Annotated in this window: 18 protein-coding genes; 10 read left to right on the forward strand and 8 right to left on the reverse strand. The window is 70.7% G+C overall.

Annotated elements, in window-relative coordinates; all coding sequences use genetic code 11:
- Window positions 1-79 precede the first annotated feature (79 nt).
- From E1193_RS09655 to E1193_RS09670, 4 genes are read right to left on the reverse strand one after another with little or no spacing between them, the layout of a single operon-like run.
- The gene (locus E1193_RS09655; protein WP_165945692.1) at window positions 80-1,330 is read right to left on the reverse strand and encodes an extracellular solute-binding protein; all 1,251 of its coding nucleotides are present in this window, start codon (window positions 1,328-1,330) and stop codon (window positions 80-82) included.
- Window positions 1,331-1,367: 37 nt separating this feature from the next.
- Window positions 1,368-3,419 (reverse strand): glycoside hydrolase family 43 protein, encoded by a 2,052-nt coding sequence (locus tag E1193_RS09660; RefSeq protein ID WP_132182319.1) that lies wholly within the window; start codon window positions 3,417-3,419, stop codon window positions 1,368-1,370.
- Entirely contained in the window at window positions 3,416-4,213 is a 798-nt protein-coding gene (locus E1193_RS09665; RefSeq protein WP_132182321.1) for a carbohydrate ABC transporter permease, read from the reverse strand. The genes E1193_RS09660 and E1193_RS09665 overlap by 4 nt, the downstream gene beginning before the upstream one ends.
- An 11-nt stretch (window positions 4,214-4,224) precedes the next feature.
- Entirely contained in the window at window positions 4,225-5,091 is an 867-nt protein-coding gene (locus E1193_RS09670; RefSeq protein WP_132182323.1) for a sugar ABC transporter permease, read from the reverse strand.
- Between the two features lie 170 nt (window positions 5,092-5,261).
- On the opposite strand from E1193_RS09670, the gene E1193_RS09675 reads away from it, so the two are divergent.
- The 5 genes from E1193_RS09675 to E1193_RS33050 all read left to right on the forward strand — a co-directional run bounded on the left by E1193_RS09675 (window position 5,262) and on the right by E1193_RS33050 (window position 11,683).
- The gene (locus tag E1193_RS09675; RefSeq protein WP_132182325.1) at window positions 5,262-6,341 is read left to right on the forward strand and encodes a LacI family DNA-binding transcriptional regulator; all 1,080 of its coding nucleotides are present in this window, start codon (window positions 5,262-5,264) and stop codon (window positions 6,339-6,341) included.
- Window positions 6,342-6,602: 261 nt separating this feature from the next.
- Window positions 6,603-7,520 (forward strand): ComEA family DNA-binding protein, encoded by a 918-nt coding sequence (locus tag E1193_RS09680; RefSeq protein ID WP_132182327.1) that lies wholly within the window; start codon window positions 6,603-6,605, stop codon window positions 7,518-7,520.
- Between the two features lie 92 nt (window positions 7,521-7,612).
- A complete protein-coding gene (locus E1193_RS09685) occupies window positions 7,613-9,964 on the forward strand; it encodes a ComEC/Rec2 family competence protein (protein ID WP_132182347.1) in 2,352 nt (783 codons plus the stop codon).
- Between the two features lie 169 nt (window positions 9,965-10,133).
- Window positions 10,134-11,114 (forward strand): DNA polymerase III subunit delta, encoded by a 981-nt coding sequence (holA, locus tag E1193_RS09690; RefSeq protein ID WP_132182329.1) that lies wholly within the window; start codon window positions 10,134-10,136, stop codon window positions 11,112-11,114.
- Complete coding sequence (locus E1193_RS33050; RefSeq protein WP_243707463.1) at window positions 11,111-11,683, forward strand: hypothetical protein; 573 nt, start codon at window positions 11,111-11,113, stop codon at window positions 11,681-11,683. Before holA ends, E1193_RS33050 begins: the two co-directional genes overlap by 4 nt.
- A 191-nt stretch (window positions 11,684-11,874) precedes the next feature.
- Here E1193_RS33050 and rpsT read toward each other — a convergent pair whose 3' ends face one another.
- Window positions 11,875-12,141 carry a 30S ribosomal protein S20 gene (gene rpsT / locus E1193_RS09700; protein ID WP_132182331.1) on the reverse strand — a complete coding sequence of 89 codons (267 nt, stop codon included), beginning with the start codon at window positions 12,139-12,141 and terminating at the stop codon, window positions 11,875-11,877.
- Between the two features lie 214 nt (window positions 12,142-12,355).
- Here rpsT and E1193_RS09705 point away from each other — a divergent pair, with 214 nt between their 5' ends.
- From E1193_RS09705 to E1193_RS09720, 4 genes are all read left to right on the forward strand, one after another.
- Entirely contained in the window at window positions 12,356-12,892 is a 537-nt protein-coding gene (locus E1193_RS09705) for a DUF4240 domain-containing protein (RefSeq protein ID WP_132182333.1), read from the forward strand.
- 272 nt (window positions 12,893-13,164) lie between these two features.
- Entirely contained in the window at window positions 13,165-15,042 is a 1,878-nt protein-coding gene (gene lepA, locus E1193_RS09710) for a translation elongation factor 4 (protein WP_132182335.1), read from the forward strand.
- A 308-nt stretch (window positions 15,043-15,350) separates the two neighbouring features.
- A complete protein-coding gene (locus E1193_RS09715; protein ID WP_132182337.1) occupies window positions 15,351-15,638 on the forward strand; it encodes a GlsB/YeaQ/YmgE family stress response membrane protein in 288 nt (95 codons plus the stop codon).
- A 209-nt stretch (window positions 15,639-15,847) separates the two neighbouring features.
- Window positions 15,848-16,477, forward strand: coding sequence for an MOSC domain-containing protein (locus E1193_RS09720; RefSeq protein WP_243707466.1), 630 nt, complete (start codon window positions 15,848-15,850; stop codon window positions 16,475-16,477).
- 113 nt (window positions 16,478-16,590) lie between these two features.
- Here E1193_RS09720 and E1193_RS09725 read toward each other — a convergent pair whose 3' ends face one another.
- Together E1193_RS09725 and E1193_RS09730 are read right to left on the reverse strand one after the other, a co-directional pair.
- Window positions 16,591-17,451 (reverse strand): hypothetical protein, encoded by an 861-nt coding sequence (locus E1193_RS09725; protein WP_165945693.1) that lies wholly within the window; start codon window positions 17,449-17,451, stop codon window positions 16,591-16,593.
- 123 nt (window positions 17,452-17,574) lie between these two features.
- Complete coding sequence (locus tag E1193_RS09730; protein WP_132182349.1) at window positions 17,575-18,375, reverse strand: enoyl-CoA hydratase-related protein; 801 nt, start codon at window positions 18,373-18,375, stop codon at window positions 17,575-17,577.
- Window positions 18,376-18,394: 19 nt separating this feature from the next.
- On the opposite strand from E1193_RS09730, the gene hemW reads away from it, so the two are divergent.
- Window positions 18,395-19,618: a radical SAM family heme chaperone HemW gene (hemW, locus tag E1193_RS09735; RefSeq protein WP_207922645.1), complete on the forward strand. Its 1,224-nt coding sequence runs from the start codon at window positions 18,395-18,397 to the stop codon at window positions 19,616-19,618.
- 39 nt (window positions 19,619-19,657) lie between these two features.
- Here hemW and E1193_RS09740 read toward each other — a convergent pair.
- The coding region (locus E1193_RS09740) for a DUF4870 domain-containing protein (RefSeq protein ID WP_132182345.1) at window positions 19,658-20,117 on the reverse strand (460 nt) is incomplete at its 5' end.

Here is a 20,117-nt window from a genome sequence, read left to right on the forward strand (position 1 = left end):
CATGCGCCAGTGCACGATGCGCCGCCCCGACCGCCCCCACAGCCGGGATGGTCGACATCGCCTGTGCCGTCCCGGACTGTCACTTGTTGAGCGACGCGAGCTCCTTCGCCGGGTCCGCACCCTCGGCGATGTTCTGTAGCACCACACCCAGGTCGGTCTCGAGAGAGTCCTTGCCCCCGGTCAGCTTGCGCGGGTGCTTGCTCCCGGCGAGCGACGTGGTGACCAGGTCAACGCTGGCCTTGGCGAGCTGCGACTCGTTGTCGCCGAGCTTGATCGACATGCCGTTCGCCACAGGGAAGCCCTGCAGGGTGTTGACCCACTGCTGCTGACCGTCGCCGACCGCCATGAACTTGACGAACTTCGCCGCCGCGTCCTTCTTGGCGCCAGACAGGTTGGAACTCACCGCGAGCGCGAAGTCGACACCCGAGGTGGCACCGGCGTTGCGGGGACCGATTGTGGGGAAGGCCGCCATGCCGATCTGGTCCTTCTCGACTTTGGTGCCGGGCACCTCCGGGCTGGTCGACAATGCCGCGCCCACGTGCCACGAGCCGGTCGGGAACGCGATGGACTTGCCGGCGAGGAAGAAGTCGTCGCGAGCGGACGGGTACGTCGTCGTGGTGGTCGCGGCTTTCTGGAACACCCCGTCGGTGAACAGCCGTTGCCACGCCTTGGCGGCTGCGACCAGGTTGTCGGAGTCCCACGGGATCTCACCCTTGGCGGCCTTGTACACGTCTCCACCGTCGCCATACTGGTTGGACAACCAGACGAAGAAGTCTGAGTCGTGCCACGTATCGGCCGCTCCCATCGCGAATGGTGAGTAGCCGGCGGACTGTGCGGCCTTGCTCACCGAGACGAGTTCGTCGTACGTCGTCGGCAGGGACAAACCCAGCTTGTCGAACAGGGTCTTGTTGTAGAGGTAGAACTCCATGCCGGCGTTAAGAATCGGCACCGCGGCGACCTCGCCCTTGGCGGTTGTCGTCTGCTTGACCGACTCGGCGTTGACGTCGCCGATCCAGTCGGACGCGTAATCCTTGACCGGCATCGCGTAACCGGCGTAGGAGTCGAAGGACGAGCCGACCTGGATGCCGTAGATGTCGGGCGTCTCCTCGGCGAGGATCTCGTTGTCGAGCTTGGTCTTGTAGGCCGCGTAATCTTCATCCCGGGTGAAGTTGATTTTGATGTTCGGATTCTGCGCCTCGTAGGCCGAAACCAGTTCCTTCCAGTGGTCCTGCGTCGGGAGCCACGAGTGGAAGGACAGCTCGACGTCGCCGCCGGAGCCGGTGTCGTCCTGGGAGTCAGAGCCGCAGCCGGCCAGGGCCAAGCTGAGCACGACCGCAACGGCTGTGCCCGCGCGCAGGGTCCCTCTACTACTGATCGCTTTCATCTATTTCCTTCCTTCGTTGAACGCCGCGCGGGTGCTCGGCAAGCGATGTTGTTACGAAGCTGCGCAGTATTGCCCCGGTGAGTTCCACAGACTGCGAGAAGGCGACGCGGACGCTGATCGGAATCTGGTAGGTGTGGCCGCCGACGCGCACGGCCAGACCGTCCCCGGTGGCCTGGGTACGCACCGACGAATGGCGCTCCACGGAACCCTGCCCGCAGAATTCCTCCGTTCCGTTGCTGCGGCACACGACTCGGTAGGAGGATGCGTCCAGCTCAAGGCGGAGGAAGGTGCCCGGGTCGATCTGGACAGGTGTGAGGGAGACGCGCCCGTACGGTGCGACGAACTCGATCTCATGGGTGAGGACGACGCCGGGCTCTAGGCCCTCGCTGGTGAGTCGGACCGGGCGGCGGAATGGGGTGCCCAGTCCTCGGTCGGTCAGCCGCACCTGCCGGTCTGCGCTGAAGACCCGTGGTAGGTATCCCAGCCTCGGACCGGACAGGTCGAGGTGATCGGTTGCGGTGAGTGCCGAGAACGCTGCCCGGGGCGACACCGCACTCAGGCCCAGCCGTGCGGCACGGTCGTCCCCAGTGCGTACGGACAGCGCGAAGGCGCCGTCGACCCATACCTCGAGCAGGTCGAAGGTCCGCTGGACCTGCAGGAGATGCCACGCCTTGAGGTCGAGGTCGCGCAGGGTCGCGGTCGCGAGTGTGGTCGCGATGCTGTTGCGGACCGCGACGGCCTGCACGGTCGAGGTCGCGGCGTCGAGGAGCAGCGCGGTGTAGTTGCCTTTGTGGTGGTAGATGGGAACGAGTCCGACCTGGGCGCCGGCATCGCTGATCTCAGCCCTCAGATACACCTCAGCGGTGACGTGCCGAAACGTCGCCTCGTGAAGGAGCAGGGCTGGGGCGCTGCTCGCGGTGCGCAGCTCATGGTCCCCGATGGTGATCTCGCCGCAGATGACCGTCCAAGCGTCCGTGAGCCGCTCGTCCGCGAAGTCCTCGAACAGGTTCGCCGCTGCTGGAGTCTGCTGCGGCTGCCAGGTCGGCGCATCGGTTGTCAGCCGGTTCCCGTCGTGGAACAGGTGGTCGATTCGCATCACCCGCTGCTCGACGGCAGGGTCCAGGGGTTGTGCGACATCTCGACCGTGGTAGACGATCCAGTCATCCACGAGGTTCGGTGCCCGCACCACGCAGTTGTGCCCGGTGCCCTCGACCACCGCGTTGCGGCGTACCAGCGGGGCATACCCGAAGTCCTCGGGGAACTTGCGCCATGACAAATCGGCGACCGGGCCGGACAGGGCTGCGCGGGCGTAGCCGATGAAGTAGTCCTCACCGACATACGCGTTGCCTGAGTACGTGAGGAAGGCGGTGTCACCGTGGGTGATAAACGTGGCGCCTTCGACCGTGTACCAGTCGCGTCCGTCTCCGAACCGGTTCCTCTGGAAGATCTCCTCGTCAAGCGTCGGCACGACCACCGGTCGCGGCTGACCGAGCAACCGATCCATGGCAACCATGCGGTCGACCACGATCGACGTGCCCGCGTTATCGCTGCTGAGCCCGGTGACGTCGTTCGTCGAATAGAACATGACGTACTCGCCGGTGTCGGGGTCTCGCACGACGTGCGGGTCGATGGAGAATGTGTCGAACAACGCCCGCCGCATCGTGAACGGGCCCTCGGGATGGTCACTGGTCGCGACTTGGAGGACCTCCTCGTGCGGGTCCTCTGAGCCGGCCGGCCGGTTGGAGAAGTACATCCAGAAGGTGCCGGAGACGTAGATCACGCACGGCGCCCAGTAGTCGGATCGGCCGTCAACCTGAAGGGCGTGGCCCAGGAATTCCCAAGTCACCAGGTCCGAGGAAACGCTGACGTTCACGCCGGCCGCATCGGATGAGTAGCACCAGTAGCGGCCGCGGAAGCGCAACACGAATGGGTCGGGATTGGTCCGTTCGACGCCGTCGCGGTAGGCGACCGGGTTGGTGTACCGGCTCGCCCTGGCCGCTGTCGTCAACGACGTCACGCTGGTCGGGCCGCTCAACCCTTCACCGCCCCGGACGCGATGCCAGCCTGGAGGAAGCGCTGGCTGAACAGGTAGACGATGACCGACGGGATCGTCATCAGGATCAGGCCTGCATACAACTGGGAGATCTGCTCCTGGCTCATCCGGTCGAACTGTAGGAGCGAGATAGCTTGAGTGACGGGAAACTTCTCGGGAGACTTCAGCAGCAGCGTCGGCAGCAGGTACTCGTTCCATGAGTACACGAAGGAGAGGACACCGACGTTGGCCAGGGCCGGACCGCTCAGCGGCATCAGGACCGACCGGTAGATACGGAACGTGGAGGCACCGTCTACCCGGGCAGCGTCGATGATCTCGTCAGGAATCGCATCACAGTGATTTCTCATGATCATTAGCATCATCAGGACGTTGAAGGCGATGAGCGGGATGATGACGCCGGCATAGGTGTCCCGGAGGCCGATGGTCCGGATCGAGAAGAACAATGGCGTGACGAGGGCGGCGACGGGTACGGCCAGACACGCCAGGAGCGCATTGTAGATGACGTTCTTGCCGCGGAAGGCCATTTTTGAAAAAGCGTAGCCTCCTAGCGAGGAGATGAGCATGACGACGAGCGCCGTTGTGCCCGCCATCAGGAAGCTGTTGCCGACCGCGTGCCAGTAGTTGAATGTCGGGTGATTCAGCACGACAGCGTAGTTGTGCCAGCCGCCTACGCTGGTCGACTTGTACAGGGCAATGGCGACTGGGTACAGCCACAGTGCCGACATGAACACAAGCGCGCCGTACATGGCAACCTTGGCTGGCAGCGTTTTTTTCATCGGCTCAGTCACTACTTTCGATCAGCTAGCTTGATCTGGACCATGGACAGCGCGAATGCGACGACGAGGATGGATATCCCGATCGCGGACGCGTAGCCGGCTTCCCGGTCGGCGCGAGCCTGGTAGAGGAAGGTGCCCAAGAAATGTGTCGAGACACCTGGGCCGCCGCCTGTGGTCAGCCAGACGATGTCGAAGGTCTTCAGCGAGCCGACGATCCCGAGGATGATCAGTACATTCGTGGTGCCGCGCAGCGACGGTATAGTGACGCTGAACAGCCGGCGCCACCAGCCGGCGCCGTCCAGCATCGCCGCCTCGTACAGCTCGTCCGGGATCGACATGAGTCCCGAGAAGTAGACCATCATCGAGAATCCCATCCACTGGAAGATGTTGATGGCGATGATTGACCAGATTCCTAGGTCGCGCCCCAGCCACTGGATGACCTCGCCATCACCGAGCAGGCCCAGGGTGCGCAACGACTCGTTCAGGGAACCGTAGTTCGCCTCCATCACGTACTTCAGGACCGTCGCGATAATTGCCGGGGCCATCGCTATCGGCATGAAGAAGATCGCCTTGAAAACGTTGCTGCCGCGCAGGCGTTCCTTGCAGATCACCGCCACCAGCAGCCCCAGGCACGCCTGCACGACGACTGTCACGACGAGGAACTGCAACGTGTTGCGCAGGGCGATCCAGAAGGTCCGGTCCGAGAGCAATGTGCGGTAGTTCGCCAAACCTACGAAGTCCATCCGGCGTAGGCCGTCCCAGTCCGTGAGGCTGGCGTAGGCGGTGAAGCCGATGGAGAAGTAGATGAGCAGGCCGGAGACGGTGGCCACCGGAAGGATGTACAGGTACGGCTTGAACCGTCCTCCCAGAGGATGCACGGGGACCTCCTACGCCTGACATCTCAATTCAACGTTGAACTAGCCCAGGGGAAAACTCTATGTAAAGAGCTGGTTGCCTGGTCAAGGGCAAGTTCAACGTTGAACTTGGGCGCATCGCACAGTAGTGTCCGTCCGAAGTGAGTGTCAACCCCTAGCGAGGGGACGGGTTCGTGGTCGGGGAGGCGAAGGTGGCGCGCGTCAGGCTCGTCGATGTGGCGGTTCGAGTTGGAGTGAGCCCGAAGACGGTTTCGAATGTCGTCCACGGCACGGGGATGGTCAGTGACCAGGTGCGGCGCCGCGTGCAGGCGGCCATCGACGAACTCGGCTACCAGCCCAACCTCGCCGCCCGGCAACTTCGCAACGGACGCAGCGGCCTGGTCGCGTTGGCCATGCCCGATCTGCGTGAGCCCTACTTCGCCGAGTTCGCGTCGGCCTTCTTTCGTGCGGCGGAGGAGCGCTCACTCAACGTGATCGTCAGCCAGACGCAAGGGCGCCGCGATGTGGAGGCTGCCCTCTGCGAAGGGGTGGGCCTGCCGGCATTGGAGGGCCTCGTGCTTAGCCCTCTCGCCCTTACCGGCAAGGATCTGGGAAAACGCCGCAGCGCCGTTCCCCTGGTCCTCATCGGTGAGCACGGTCAGGCGCTGGCCACCCCGAACGTGCCGCACGTGGGGGTGGACAACGTCGCCGCCGCAGCGGCAGCAACCGAGCACCTCCTGCGAGACGGTCGCCGTCGGATCGCCGTGATCGGTGTGCAAGAGGAAGGCTCGACAGCCACCTCCACCCTACGGTTCGAGGGCTATCGTCGCGCGCTCGCGGCCGCCGGCGTTCAGTTCGAGCCGGCGCTAGTCGGGACAGTCCGGCATTTCAACCGGGCGGAAGGGTCCGAGGCGGCCGCGCTTCTGTTGACCTCCGGAGCGGAGTTCGACGGCCTCTTCTGCTTCAACGACACTTTGGCTTTCGGGGCGGTCTACACCTTGGCCACCCATGGGATCCGTGTTCCGGATCAGGTGCGCGTGGTCGGCTTCGACGCCATCGAGGAAGGTCGTTTCTCGGTGCCACCGCTCGCGTCGGTCTGCACGAACCTCCACCTCACGTCCGAATCTGTCTTGGACATCATCACCGGCGCCGACCCGAACCGAGGCGGACGTCAGCAGATCCCATTCGCTGTGGTCGACCACAATGGCAGCGGTGCTGTCAGGGGTCCGGTAAGGAAGATCTTTGCCGCGGTCGGGGAAGTCGGAACGGGCTAACTTCACCCAGCGGACGAGTGTGCGCGTGATGTGCCGCGGCGAGCAGGAGGCTTCCTGGAGGGCCGGGATAGGGACCAGATTCGCAGCTCGACCGGCTGCTGGAGGGTCAGGGCCCACGTCGTGTCGGTCACGTTCCGGAAGGGCTGGACCCGCGTACCACATCGGACAAGTGATCAGGCGGTTGTCCACAGGGCCCTCGGCTGTCCTCAAAGGCTCACCGCTGGCAGGTGCCAGCGACCGTCAGCGGCCTAGCCTCACGCTGTGTCGGATGACGAGGAGACGATGGTGCGGCGGCGGCTGCGCCGGCTGGTGGCAGAAGGTTCAGACGAGCCGTCCGGGCCGCGGTCATTGTCGGCGTCCCGGCCGGCTGGTGGCCGGGACGCCTGGGCGAGCGGAACTGAAGCGGCGGACACCTCCCATGTCGGACCGGTCCCACCCGCGGCGTGGCACGCCGTCGAGGTTGATGCCGATGCGACCGAAGCGGCGGCCGGCAGGGCGGAGGCAACAACCCCGCCCGCCTCCAGGCTGCCCGGGCCCGGCGCGTTCGATCCGGGCCGTCGGGGCGTACGGGCGCTGGCCGTTGTCTCCGTGGTGGTGGTGTTCGGCGCGGGCCTCTGGGCCTGGCGGTCCCGGCCGGAGGCCGAGCCGGTTCGGCCGTCGGCCCCGGCCGTGCCCGAAGCATCGGTTCTGGCCGGGGCGTCCGTCGCGCCCGAGGCAGCCGCCAGCCTTACCGGTGAGCTGGTCGTCGCGGTCGCCGGCAAGGTCCGTCGTCCGGGCCTGGTCCGGGTGCCGGCCGGCGCGCGGGTGGCCGACGCGGTGCAGGCGGCCGGCGGTGCGCTGCCCGGCGTGGACGTCGCCCTGCTCAATCCGGCCCGCAAGGTCTCCGACGGAGAGCTGATCCTGGTCGGCGTCGCAGCACCCCCGGGTGTCACCATGCCCGCCGCGCCCGGTGCCCCGCCGGCCGCCGGCGCTGCTCCCGGCCCCGGCGAACGGCTCAACCTGAACACCGCCACTCTGGCCCAGCTCGACGCGCTGCCCGGGGTGGGCCCGGTGCTCGCGCAGCGCATCCTGACCCACCGCGACCAGCACGGCGGCTTCCGATCGGTGGGTGACCTGCGCCGGGTCGACGGAATCGGCGACGCCCGGTACGAGCAACTCAAGGATCTGGTGACGGTGTGACCGGGCTGGTCGCCGCCCCGGGCTCCGGCAGCCATCCGCCGCACGCGGCGGAAGTTGCCCCGTCTGGCCCGCACACCGCCGGCCGACTCCCGATCGACGTACCCGACCTGCGGCTGGCCGGGCTGGCGGTGGCGACCTGGCTGGCGGCCCTGGCCGCCCTGCATCTCACCGCGCCCCGGGCCGCCCTGCTCGCCGCCACCGCTGCCGGTCTCGCCGCGGGAGCCGCCGGGCACCTGCTCGGTCGGTTCGGCCGACCGACCGGGGCGGTCCGCCGGCACGGCTGGATCGCCGTCGCGGTGCTGCTCGGCGTCGTCTGCGGGGCCAGTGCCACGGCCGCCCGGCTGTCAGTCCGGGACGCCGCGCCACTGCGCGCGTTGGTCGACGAACGCGTTCGGGTCACCGCCGAGTTGGTCGTCCGCGACGACCCCCGCCCGATCCGGGGCGCCCCGGGGCGTCCGCCGACCCTGCTGGTCCCGGCCGAGCTGGTCCACCTCACCGGCTCCGAGGGCCAGCGGGTCGCCGCCCCGGTACGGGTGCTGCTGCTGGCGACCGACCCCGGCTGGCGGGGCCGGCTGCCGGGGCAGCGGCTCACCGCCGAGGGGCGACTGACCGCGCCGCGCGGCGGGGACCTCTCCGCCGCCGTGCTCATCGTGGCCGGCCCGCCCGTGCCACACGGGCGGCCACCGTGGCTCCAGCGCGCCGCCGGTACGCTGCGCGCCGGTCTGCAACGGGCCTGCGCCCCGCTCCCGGACGAGCAGGGCGGTCTGCTGCCCGGCCTGGTCGTGGGGGACACCAGTGCGCTGCCGGCCGGGGTGGAGGAGGACTTCCGGGCCACCGGCATGACCCACCTCAACGCGGTCTCCGGATCCAACGTGGCCATCGTGGTCGGTGCGGTGCTGCTGCTCGCCCGCTGGGCCCGGGCCGGTCCCAGGGCGGGAGCCGTGCTCTGCGGGCTGGCCCTGGTCGGGTTCGTCGTGCTGGTGCGCCCGTCGCCGAGTGTGGTCCGGGCGGCCACCATGGGCGCGATCGGGTTGGCCGCGCTCGCCGCCGGCCGTCCCCGTGCCGCGCTGCCCGCCCTGAGTGCCGCGGTGGCCGTCCTGGTGTTGCTCGATCCGGAGCTGGCCGGGGACGCCGGCTTCGCGCTCTCCGTCCTGGCCACGGCGGGGTTGCTGCTGATCGCCCCGGGATGGCGGGACGTGCTGCGACGGCGCGGCGTGCCGGCGGGGCTGGCCGAGGCGTTGGCCGTTCCGGCGGCGGCGCAGCTCGCCTGCGGGCCGGTGGTGGCCGGGATCTCCGGGACGGTCAGCATGGTCGCGGTGCCGGCGAACCTGCTGGCGGTGCCGGCCATCGCGCCGGCCACGGTGCTCGGGGTGCTGGCCGCCGCCGTCTCGCCGTGCTGGCCGGCCGCCGCCGAGTTCGTGGCCTGGCTGGCGAGCTGGCCGGCCTGGTGGCTGGTGACGGTGGCCAGGGTGGGCGCCCGGATGCCGGCCGGCACCCTGCCCTGGCCCGGCGGGGTCGCGGGGGCGCTGCTGCTGGCCGCGCTGACCGTGGCGCTGCTGCTGGCCACCCGGCGTCCGGTGGTCCGGCGGCTGGTGGCGGTCTGCGCCGTCGCGGCGATGCTGGGCGCCCTGCCGGTGCGCATCCTGGCCGGAGGCTGGCCGCCAGCGGGCTGGGTGCTGGTCGGCTGCGCGGTGGGCCAGGGGGACGCGTTGGTGCTGCCGGTGGCGGCCGGGCGGGCCGTGGTGGTCGACGCCGGCCCGGAGCCGGCGGCGGTGGACGGCTGCCTGCGCCGGTTGGGCGTGCGGGAGGTGCCGCTGCTGGTGGTGAGCCACTTCCACGCCGACCACGTGGGTGGCGTGGCCGGGGTGCTGCGGGGCCGCAAGCTGGGCGGGCTGGTGACGCCTGCGCTCGCCGAGCCGGCGGCCGGGCGGGATCTGGTCACCGCAGCGTCGGCCGGGGCCGTGGCGCCGCAGGCCGCGTCGGCCGGCTGGTCCTACCGGGCGGGTGCGGTGGAGTTGACGGTGCTTGGTCCGCCGTACCCGATGCGCGGCACCCGATCCGACCCGAACAACAACTCCCTGGTGCTCCGGGCGACCGTCGGCGGGGTGCGGGTCCTGCTTGCCGGGGATGCCGAAACCGAGGAGCAGCGCGCCATGCTGGACCGCCTTCCACCCGGGGCGCTGCGGGCCGAGGTGCTGAAGGTGGCCCACCACGGCAGCGCCTACCAGGATCCGGCGTTCCTGGACGCGGTCCGGCCGGCGGTCGCGGTGGTGCCGGTGGGCACGGGCAACGACTACGGCCACCCCAGCCCCTCCATCCTGGCGCGGCTGGGCCGGGGCGGGGCCCGGGTGCTGCGTACGGACACCGACGGGGACGTGGCGGTGGTGACCGGGCGGCACGGCTTGGCGGTGGTGGTGCGGGGGCAGCAGCCGGGTGGGCGCTGACCGCACGCTGACCGTCGGCCGCACCGGTCCGATGGGCGCCCTCAGGGATTGAGGCAGATTGGCGGTTTAGATCAGATAATGATGGCAAATGCCTGGATTTGCGCTGTCTGCGGGGCGTGCCGTCAGCGCTGCCGATGAGCAGGCACGATCGCGTGTGGGGCGTGCCAAGATGGGCGACGTGACCGCCGCCGGCCCTCCTCCCATTCTCCTCGTTCTCGGCGACGAGGAGCTGCTCGCCACGCGAGCGGTGACCGAAGCCGTGGCGCGGGCCCGCAGCGTCGGCCCCGACGTGGACGTCCGGGAGTACCAGGCCGGAGCGCTGACCCCCGGCGAGGTCGCCGAGATGCTCAGCCCTTCGCTCTTCGGTGGTCGCCGGCTGCTCGTGCTTCGGGCCGGCCAGGACGCCCGCAAGGATCTGGTCGCCGAGCTGCTGGGGTACGCGAAGAACCCCGACCCGGACGTGCAACTGGTGGTCCTGCACCTGGGCGGGGCGAAGGGCAAGGCGTTCGCCGACGGGCTGAAGGCGGCCGGGGCCACGGTGGTGCCCGCGGCGAAGCTCAAGGGCCACCGCGAGCGGGTCACCTTCGTCCGTGACGAGATCCGTCGGGGCGGTGGCACCTGCACCGAGGACGCGGCCGAGGCGTTGATCGCGGCTGTCGGCGCCGACCTGCGCGAGCTGGCCGCCGCCTGCTCCCAGCTGCTCGCCGACACCGACCGGCGGATTGGCGCGGACACCGTCGCCCGGTACTACAAGGGTCGGGTGGAGGTGACCGGCTTCACCGTGGCCGACGCGACGATGATCGGGGACGTCCCGGCGGCGCTGGAGGCGTTGCGCTGGGCGCTGCACGTCGGGGTCGACCCGGTGCCGATCGCCGATGCCCTCGCCGACGGGGTCCGCACCGTGGCCCGGGTGGCCGCCGCCGGACGGGGCGATCCGTACCAGCTCGCCAGCAGTCTCGGCATGCCTCCCTGGAAGATCAAGAACGCTCAGCAGCGGGCCCGGGGCTGGACGCCGGAGGGCCTGGTCGAGGCGATGCGGGCCGCCGCGGAGTGCAACGCGGCGGTCAAGGGTGGCGCGGACGACCGGGCGTACGCCCTGGAGAAGGCGGTCTTCTCGGTCGCGGCCGCCCGGCGGGGCGGGGCCCGGTGACCGGCCCCACCCGGACGGCGTGGCGCACCGTGCCGACCGAGGCGGAGCGGTACCGACCGCTCTACGCCCGGGCGCTCGGACTGCGCTTCGTCAATCCGGGTGGGGTGCTCTGCTTCGTCTTCTTCGAAGGTGCCGTGGCGCTCGCCGTACTGCTTGCCCTGGCCGAGTTGGTGAGCTGGTGGGCCGTGCCGGCGCTGCCCCTCGCGGTGGCGATGATGGTCAAGCTCAACGACGTGGTGGCCGAGCGGGTGGTCCGCTCGGCGGCGCTGGTGCCGGAACAGGAACGGGACCGGTTCCGCCGGCAGGTGGAGCCGGTGGTCGGGCGGGCCCGGGTGCCCCGGACGGTGGCCGGCGTCGTGGTCGCCGAGACACTCCCCGGCCTGTCGTGGAAGTCGCCGGACACGATTCGGTACCCGTTCGCCGTGGGCCAGCAGCCGTCGGGGGTGGCGCAGGCCCGGCCGAGGCCCGTGTGGCCCGGGTCGGGGCGGCCCGTGCCGGGGGCGGCCCCGGGCTCAGCAGGTTTGGCGCGCGGATCGACCGATCGCTCCACTGACCCGCATCGCCGCTGACCCGGCCGAATCCGACCTGGGGCCGATTCCAAGATCGTCGCGGTCTGCGGCGAAACGCGGTGGGCACGCCGCCGGAGAACCTGACATGCCGCAAACGAAAGCCGATTAACGCGCGCCAGGGGGCGGCGACGCAAACAGCCGGAAGCCCCGGGCAGCGCCCGGGGCTTCCGGTCAGGTCTGAGGCCGCTCGGTCAGACCGAGAGCGAGTCGACGCGCTTGGCGATCGCCGATTTCCGGTTCGCCGCCTGGTTGGCGTGGATGACACCCTTGCTGGCAGCCTTGTCCAGCTTGCGGGTGGCCTCACGCATGAGGACGGCGGCCTTCTCTGCGTCGCCGGCCTCCGCAGCCTCGTGGAACTTTCGGATGGCGGTCTTCAGCGACGACTTGACCGACTTGTTACGCAGCCGGCGCTTCTCGTTCTGCCGGTTGCGCTTGATCTGGGACTTGATGTTCGCCACGCGACAGCCTCGTCTTGATAGCTCGGTTTGGTCTGCTTGTGCGCGCGACGAGCATGGCTCATCGCTGCGCGAAGAGCCAGGTTACCAGGTCGGCCGGGACGAGCCAAAACCACACATGCATGACCCTGCCGGAGGTGCTGCCGTCACCCGTGACCCGCGTGCTGCTCCCGCTGCCCGGTCGGGCCGGGAGTGGGGTCTGGGAGACTGCCGGGCCATGAGGACCGACGACTTCTGGCAGCTGATCGACCGGGCGCGGGCGGGCGCTGGGACAGAGCCCGACGCGGTCGCCGCCCGCGCGGTCGCGCTGCTCGCCGAGCGCGACCCGGAGGAGATCGTCGGGTACGCCCACCACCAGCGGCGGGTGCTGGCCGCCTCGCACAAGGTCGACCTGTGGGGCGCCGCGTACCTGATCAACGGGGGCGTCTCCGACGACGGCTTCGAGCACTTCCGGGGTTGGCTGATGACCCAGGGGCGGGTGGCCTTCGCCCGGGCGGTCGCCGACCCCGACTCGCTCGCGGAGCTGCCCCGGGTTCGGGCCGCCGCGCTGAGCGGCGAGGAGTTCGCCTGCGAGAAGATGCTGGCGGTGCCCTGGGCGGCGTACCGAAAGGCGACCGCGGCCGAGCTGCCGGCGGGCCGCGACCCGGTCGCGGTGCCGGACCTCAACGACTTCTGGGACTTCGACGACGAGGACGAGGCCCGGCGCCGGCTACCCCGACTGGCCGCCCTCTTCGTCGAGCCGCCGGCGGAGTGACCGAGCCCGGCAGAGGCGCCGAGCCCGGCGCAGGGTCGATCCGCCGGCGGGGGAGGACCGGCGGTGGCGCCCGGGTAGGCCAGCGGAGCCGCCCCGCCGCTCTGTCCCGGCGCCGAGTGCGGCGGGCGGGCGTGGGGCGGATGGCCGGTGTCGTCCGATCCGCTGCGCCGGCACCCCAGGAGTGATCGGACCGCGTCCGGAGCGACGTGGGAGCATAGAGGGGGCCGGCGGCGCGCCGGCCCGCTCACGTCAGCCGACCAGAACGGACCGCTGTGCCACCGACGCTCGATCCCGGCGCGAACGCTCCTGGTGCCACCGACCCGGCGCGGATCAGGAACTTCTGCATCATCGCCCACATCGACCACGGGAAGTCGACCCTGGCCGACCGGATGTTGCAGCTCACCGGCGTGGTCGATCCCCGGCAGATGCGCGCGCAGTACCTCGACCGGATGGACATCGAGCGCGAGCGTGGCATCACCATCAAGAGCCAGGCCGTCCGGATGCCGTGGACGATCCGCGAGGGTGACCGGGCCGGCGAGACCGCCGTCCTCAACATGATCGACACTCCGGGCCACGTCGACTTCACCTACGAGGTGTCCCGCTCGCTGGCCGCCTGCGAGGGTGCGATCCTGCTGGTGGACGCCGCCCAGGGCATCGAGGCGCAGACGTTGGCGAACCTCTACCTGGCGCTCGAGGACGACCTGCGCATCATCCCGGTGCTCAACAAGATCGACCTGCCGGCCGCCCAGCCGGAGAAGTACGCAGAGGAGCTGGCCCACCTGATCGGTGGCGACCCGGCGGACTGCATCAGGGTCTCCGGCAAGACCGGTGCGGGCGTGCCGTACCTGCTCGACGAGATCGTCCGGCAGTTCGTGCCGCCGGTCGGCGACGCGGACGCCCCGGCCCGCGCGATGATCTTCGACTCGGTGTACGACGTGTACCGGGGCGTGGTCACCTACGTCCGGGTGATCGACGGCCGGATCAGCGCCCGCGACCGGATCAAGATGATGTCCACCGCCGCGGTGCACGAGCTGCTGGAGATCGGCGTCATCTCGCCGGAGATGGTGAAGGCCGACGCGCTCGGTGTCGGCGAGGTGGGTTACCTGATCACCGGTGTGAAGGACGTCCGCCAGTCGCGGGTGGGTGACACGATCACCATCAACTCGCGGCCGGCGACGGCGGCTCTGGGCGGATACAAGGACCCGAAGCCGATGGTCTACTCCGGCCTCTACCCGATCGACGGCTCCGACTACCCCAACCTCCGCGAGGCGCTGGACAAGCTCAAGCTCAACGACGCCGCGCTGGACTACGAGCCGGAGACCTCCGGCGCGCTCGGCTTCGGCTTCCGCTGCGGCTTCCTCGGCCTGCTGCACCTGGAGATCATCCGGGAGCGGCTGGAGCGGGAGTACAACCTCGACCTGATCTCCACCGCCCCCAACGTGGTCTACCGGGCGATCACGGAGGACGGCCAGGAGATCGTGGTGACGAACCCGAGCGAGTACCCCACCGGCAAGATCGCCGAGGTGTACGAGCCGGTCGTGCGCGCCACCGTGCTCACCCCGACCGACTACGTCGGCGCGGTGATGGAGCTCTGCCAGGGCCGCCGGGGCAGCCTGCTCGGCATGGACTACCTCTCCGCCGACCGGGTTGAGCTGCGCTACACGCTGCCCCTAGCGGAGATCATCTTCGATTTCTTCGACCAGCTCAAGAGCCGCACCAAGGGTTACGCGTCGCTGGACTACGAGCCCTCCGGTGAGCAGGCGTCGGATCTGGTCAAGGTGGACATCCTGCTGCACGGCGAGCCGGTGGACGCGTTCAGCGCGATCGTGCACAAGGACAAGGCATACAACTACGGCACCACGATCGCCGCGAAGCTGCGCAGCCTGATCCCGCGCCAGCAGTTCGAGGTGCCGATCCAGGCGGCCATCGGCAGCCGGGTGATCGCCCGGGAGACCATCCGCGCCATCCGCAAGGACGTCCTCGCCAAGTGCTACGGCGGTGACATCAGCCGGAAGCGCAAGCTGCTGGAGAAGCAGAAGGAAGGCAAGAAGCGGATGAAGATGGTCGGCCGGGTGGAGGTGCCCCAGGAAGCCTTCATCGCCGCACTCTCCTCCGACTCCGGCGACGGCAAGGCGCCCGGCAAGAAGTAACCGCCCAGCACGAGGAGTCACGGCCGGCGCTCCGCGAGGTGGGGCGCCGGCTGTTCTCCGGCTCCGCGCTCCCCGCTTCCGCCCGCCTTTCCCGGCTTCTCCGGGCGTTCCAGCGGTCCGTCCGTCGCTGCTCTCGCCGTATCGACCTGGGTTTCCACCGAATCCGGGCAACCGGCGGAGGTCGGCGGCATCGACGTCGGGCGAGGCCCGCGCCGCGCCCTCGGTTTGGGATTTCGGGCGGTCGGGAACTTAGCGGTCACGACAGGAACCACACACACCGTGTGACTCGATTCTCAAGGAGGGCGACCATGGAGTTCACCGTTTGGGGCATCATCACGGCGCTCGTTGTTGGTCTCATCATCGGCGCTCTGGGCCGCCTGCTCGTGCCGGGCCGCCAGGACATGCCGATGTGGCTGCACATGCTGATCGGTGTCGGCGCGGCCCTGCTGGGTACGGTGCTGGCCCGGGCCATGGGCATCGCCACCGCGACCGCCGGCATCGACTGGGGTGAGCTGCTGGTGCAGGTCGTGCTGGCCGCCGTCGCCGTGGCCCTGGTGGCCGGGGTGGGTCGCCGACGCAGCGTCACCCACCGGTAAGACCGCCGCAACACGCGTCGAACGGGCGTCCGACCTCCTGGTCGGGCGCCCGTTCCGGGTCCGGCGGCGGTTGGCCGCCATCCTGCTCGCCGGCACGGGCGAGGGCTGGCCCCGACCGGCCCACCCGCCGCCAAGTCCCAAAGGGAGGCAGAATCACCCCCGCGCGTCGAACCGCGCGCGGCTAGGCTTTCGCCATGACGGGCAGGGTGATGGCGGTGAACCTCGGCGTGGTGACCGAGGCGGCGTGGGCGGGCGACGCGAGCGGTCGCAGCGGGATCGACAAGCGCCCGGCCGACGGGCCGGTGCCGGTGCGTTTCGCCGGGGTCGACGGCGACTTCATCGGTGAGCGGGCCCACCACGGCGGCCCCGATCAGGCGGTCTACGCGTACGCGGCGGAGGACGCCGAGTGGTGGTCGGCCGAGTTGGGCCGGCAGATTCCGCCCGGCGCGTTCGGCGAGAACCTCACCACCTGGGCGGTGGACGTGACCGGCGCGGTGATCGGCGAGCGGTGGGTGGTCGGCTCCACCGTGCTCCAGGTGACGAAGCCGCGTACCCCGTGCACGACCTTCGCCGGCTTCTGGGGCGTACCGGACCTGATCCGGCGCTTCACGGAGCGGGCGGCGCCCGGGGCGTACCTGCGGGTGCTCCAGGAGGGCGAGATCGGCGCCGGGGATCCGGTGGAGGTGGTGGACCGGCCCGCGCACGGGGTCACCGTCGGGGAGGTGTTCCGGGCGATGAGCCTCCAGCCCGAGCTGCTGCCCCGGCTGCTCGACGCCACCGACCTGCCCGGGCCGGTGCTGGATAAGGTCCGCCGCCGGGTGACCGGCACCCGCCCTTAGCTTCAGGGGCTGGGCCGAACGCCCCGGCCGGCCCGGGTGGGCCCGGACAACGACCGGCGGCACCGGGACCCGTCCGGACACGACAGCGGTATCCGGACGACGAGGGCGGGCGGTCAGCGTTCGGCGAAGACCTCCGCCAGCACCTGCCCGTCGGTCGGGCGGCCGTCGGCGATCCTGCCCCAGGTGCCGTCCTCGGCGGTCCACTCCAGTCCACCGAAGCGGACCCGCTTCAACCCGTGGTCGGGGGCGTGCGAGACCAGCCAGTGGGCGTACCGCCAACCCACGCGCGGATCGGCGACCGGGACGGTGAGGCCGGTCAGCTCGGCCGCCGGGGAGGTGCCCGCCAGGCCCCAGTCCAGCGTCAGGCCCCGGGTGAGCGCGGCGGCGGCGGCCTCGCCGCGCATCGCCGGCCGGCTGCTCACCGTGCAGGCCACCGCGCCGGTCGCCTGGCCGAGTAGGGCCCGCGTCAGCACCTCCGACTCGTCGGCCCACTTCTGGTATGCCGTCGGGAAAGCCGACCGTTGCACGGCCTGGGCGGCGTCGGTGACCCGCATCGTTTCCCACCCGCGCACCTTCTTGAGTGCGGCGTAGAACCGGTTCGCGGCGTACCGCTGGTCCTGGATCTGCTCGGGGGTGCCCCAGCCCTGGCTCGGCCGCTGCTGGAAGAGGCCCAGCGAGTCGCGGTCGCCGTGCGCGAGGTTGCGCAGCCCGGATTCCTGGTAGGCGGTGGCCAGCGCCACCACCACCGCCCGTTCGGGCATCTTCCGCTGCATGCCGATCGCCGCGATCGTCGCCGCGTTGGCCATCTGTGCGGCGTCGAGCTGCACCGTGCCGTCGGCCTGCACGGTGCAGGTGCGGCTGACCAGCGGAAGCCGGAGACGATCGCCGAGCTGCTGGATGGCGTAGACCCCGAGCAGGGCTACCACCGTGACCACGACACCGGCTGCCACGATTGCCCGATTTCGCACCCGCACCTCCTGTTTCAGGATTCCCAAGCGTACGTCTCCTCGAAGGTGAACCGGGTCGGTCGACCGGTTCACTTTGCCCGGAAAATAAGGGACTAAAAGCGGATAGAGGCGGCAGTTCGGGCAGGCTGGCTAACCCGGTCCATCCTCCGCCGGAGCCGGCACCCAGGCCGCGTCCCGCCTCTCGCGGAGGGCGGCCACCCCCTCACGTCCCTCCGGCGAGAGGAAGAAGCCGGTGGAGACGGCCGACAGCGCGGCGAGCTCGGCGCGCAGGTCGGCGCCGACCGGTCGGCGCAGCAGTTCCTTCGCCCCGGCGAGCGCTTTCGGCGCCCCACGCACCAGCGAGGCGCAGAACCCCTCGACCGCCGCGTCCAGCCCGGCTGCCGGCACCGCGGCGGTCACCAGACCGATCTCGGCGGCCCGCCGGCCGTCGAAGGTGTCCCCGGTGAGGTACAGCTCGGCCGCCGCGCGCGGGTGCAGCCGTGGCAGCACGGTGGCGGAGATGACCGCCGGGACCACGCCGATCCGTACCTCGGTGAAGGCGAACGTCGCCTCCTCGGCGCACACCGCCAGGTCGACCGCCGCGATCAACCCCAGCCCGCCGGCCCGCGCCGGACCGGCCACCTTCGCCAGCACCGGCTTCGGGCACTCCCAGACCGCCGCCAGCACGTCGCCGAGCATCCCGGCGGGCACCGTGCCGCTGGCGTACGCGGCAGCCGTCTCCTTGAGGTCCGCCCCGGAACAGAAGACCGGCCCGGTGTGGTCCAGCACGAGCACCCGGACCGTGTCGTCGGCGCCGGCCGCGGCGATCCCGGCCAGCAGCTCGGACATCAACGGGGTGGAGAGCGCGTTGCGGTTGTGCGGGCTGTCCAGGGTGAGGGTGGTCACCCCACGGTCCGTGGCGACCCGCACGAGGCCGTCGGAACTGGTCATGCCGGGCACACTAGTGGCCATGCCCGGCCTCCTTCCAGAAGGTGAGACCGTCCCCGCCGACGGATCGCTGCCCGCCACCGCCCTGCACGCCGTCGGCGCGCGTGGCTTCGGCGTGTACGTCCACGTCCCGTTCTGCGCCAGCCGCTGCGGCTACTGCGACTTCAACACGTACACGGCGGCCGAACTGGGCGGCGGCGCGGACCGCGAGTCGTACGTCGACGCGGTGCTCGCCGAACTGGCGCTCGCGGCCCGGGTGCTCGGCGACGCCCCGCCGCCCCGGGTGGACACCGTTTTCGTCGGCGGCGGCACCCCGACCCTGCTCCCCGCCGACGACCTGGCCAGGATCCTCGACGGCATCGACCGCACCTGGGGACTGGCCGCCGACGCCGAGGTGACCACCGAGGCCAACCCCGAGTCGGTGACCCCCGGGTCGTTGAAGACCCTGCGGGCGGCCGGCTACACCCGCGTCTCGCTCGGCATGCAGTCGGCCGCGTCGGGGGTGCTGGCGGTCCTCGACCGGCAGCACAGCGCCGGCCGGGCCGTCGCCGCCGCCGGGGAGGCCCGGGACGCCGGGTTCGACCACGTCAACCTGGACCTGATCTACGGCACGCCGGGGGAGAGCGCGGCGGACTTCGCCGCCTCGCTGGCGCAGGTCGTCGCCGCGGGCGTCGACCACGTCAGCGCGTACGCCCTGATCGTGGAGGACGGCACCCGGCTCGCCGCCCGGATGCGTCGCGGTGAGCTGCCGTACCCCTCCGACGACGTGGCGGCGGACCGTTACCTGGCGGCGGAGGCCGCCCTCGACGCCGCCGGCCTCTCCTGGTACGAGGTGTCCAACTGGGCGCGTGGCGAGGCGGCCCGGTGCCGGCACAACCTGCTCTACTGGACCGGCGCGGACTGGTGGGGCCTGGGCCCGGGAGCGCACAGTCACGTCGGCGGGGTGCGCTGGTGGAACGTCAAGCACCCCTCGGCGTACGCGAGGCGGCTGGTCGCCGGCGAGTCGCCCGGCCTGGCCCGGGAGGTGCTGACCGCCGGCGAGGCGCACACGGAGGACGTGATGCTGCGGCTGCGGCTCGCCTCCGGCCTGCCGCTGGCAGCCCTGGGTTCCACCGGGGCGGCCGGGGCGCGGCGGGCGCTCGCCGACGGCCTGCTCGACCCGGCGGCGTACGCGGCGGGCCGGGCCGTGCTCACCCTGCGCGGCCGGTTGCTCGCCGACGCCGTGGTGCGTGACCTGCTGCCCTGAGCGGGAGACCGACCGGCCGCCGGAGCGGCCGGTCGGGGGTCACTTGATGAAGTTCGCCGACATCGGGTAGCGGTAGAGCTGCCCCTCGTTGGCCTTCACTCCGGCGACGATGCCGAAGATGATGCCGATGATCGTGGCCGCGAGGCCGATGAAGATCCCGATGATGATGCAGCTGAGGATCCAGCCGACCACGGCGATGATCGACCAGAGGATCTGGAAGTTCAGCGCGGCGACCGCGTGCGCGCGGGCGGCCGGGGACTGGTTGCCGCGGGCCAGCAGCGCGATCAGCGGGGCCAGCCAGCCCAGCGCGCCACCGCCGAGGAACATGCCGGCCGCGCCGCCGAAGTGCGCCACCAGCGCCCAGGTCTTGTCCTCGCCACTGGGGTAGCCCGAGGGCGGGGCACCGTACGCGCCGCCGGGGTAGCCGGCGCCCGGCGGAGGGTAGCCGCCCGGCGGAGGGTAGCCGCCCGTGGGCGGCACGTCTCCGGTGGGCGGGGGA

This window comes from Micromonospora sp. KC606, from assembly GCF_004348675.1.
Lineage (GTDB): Bacteria > Actinomycetota > Actinomycetes > Mycobacteriales > Micromonosporaceae > Micromonospora.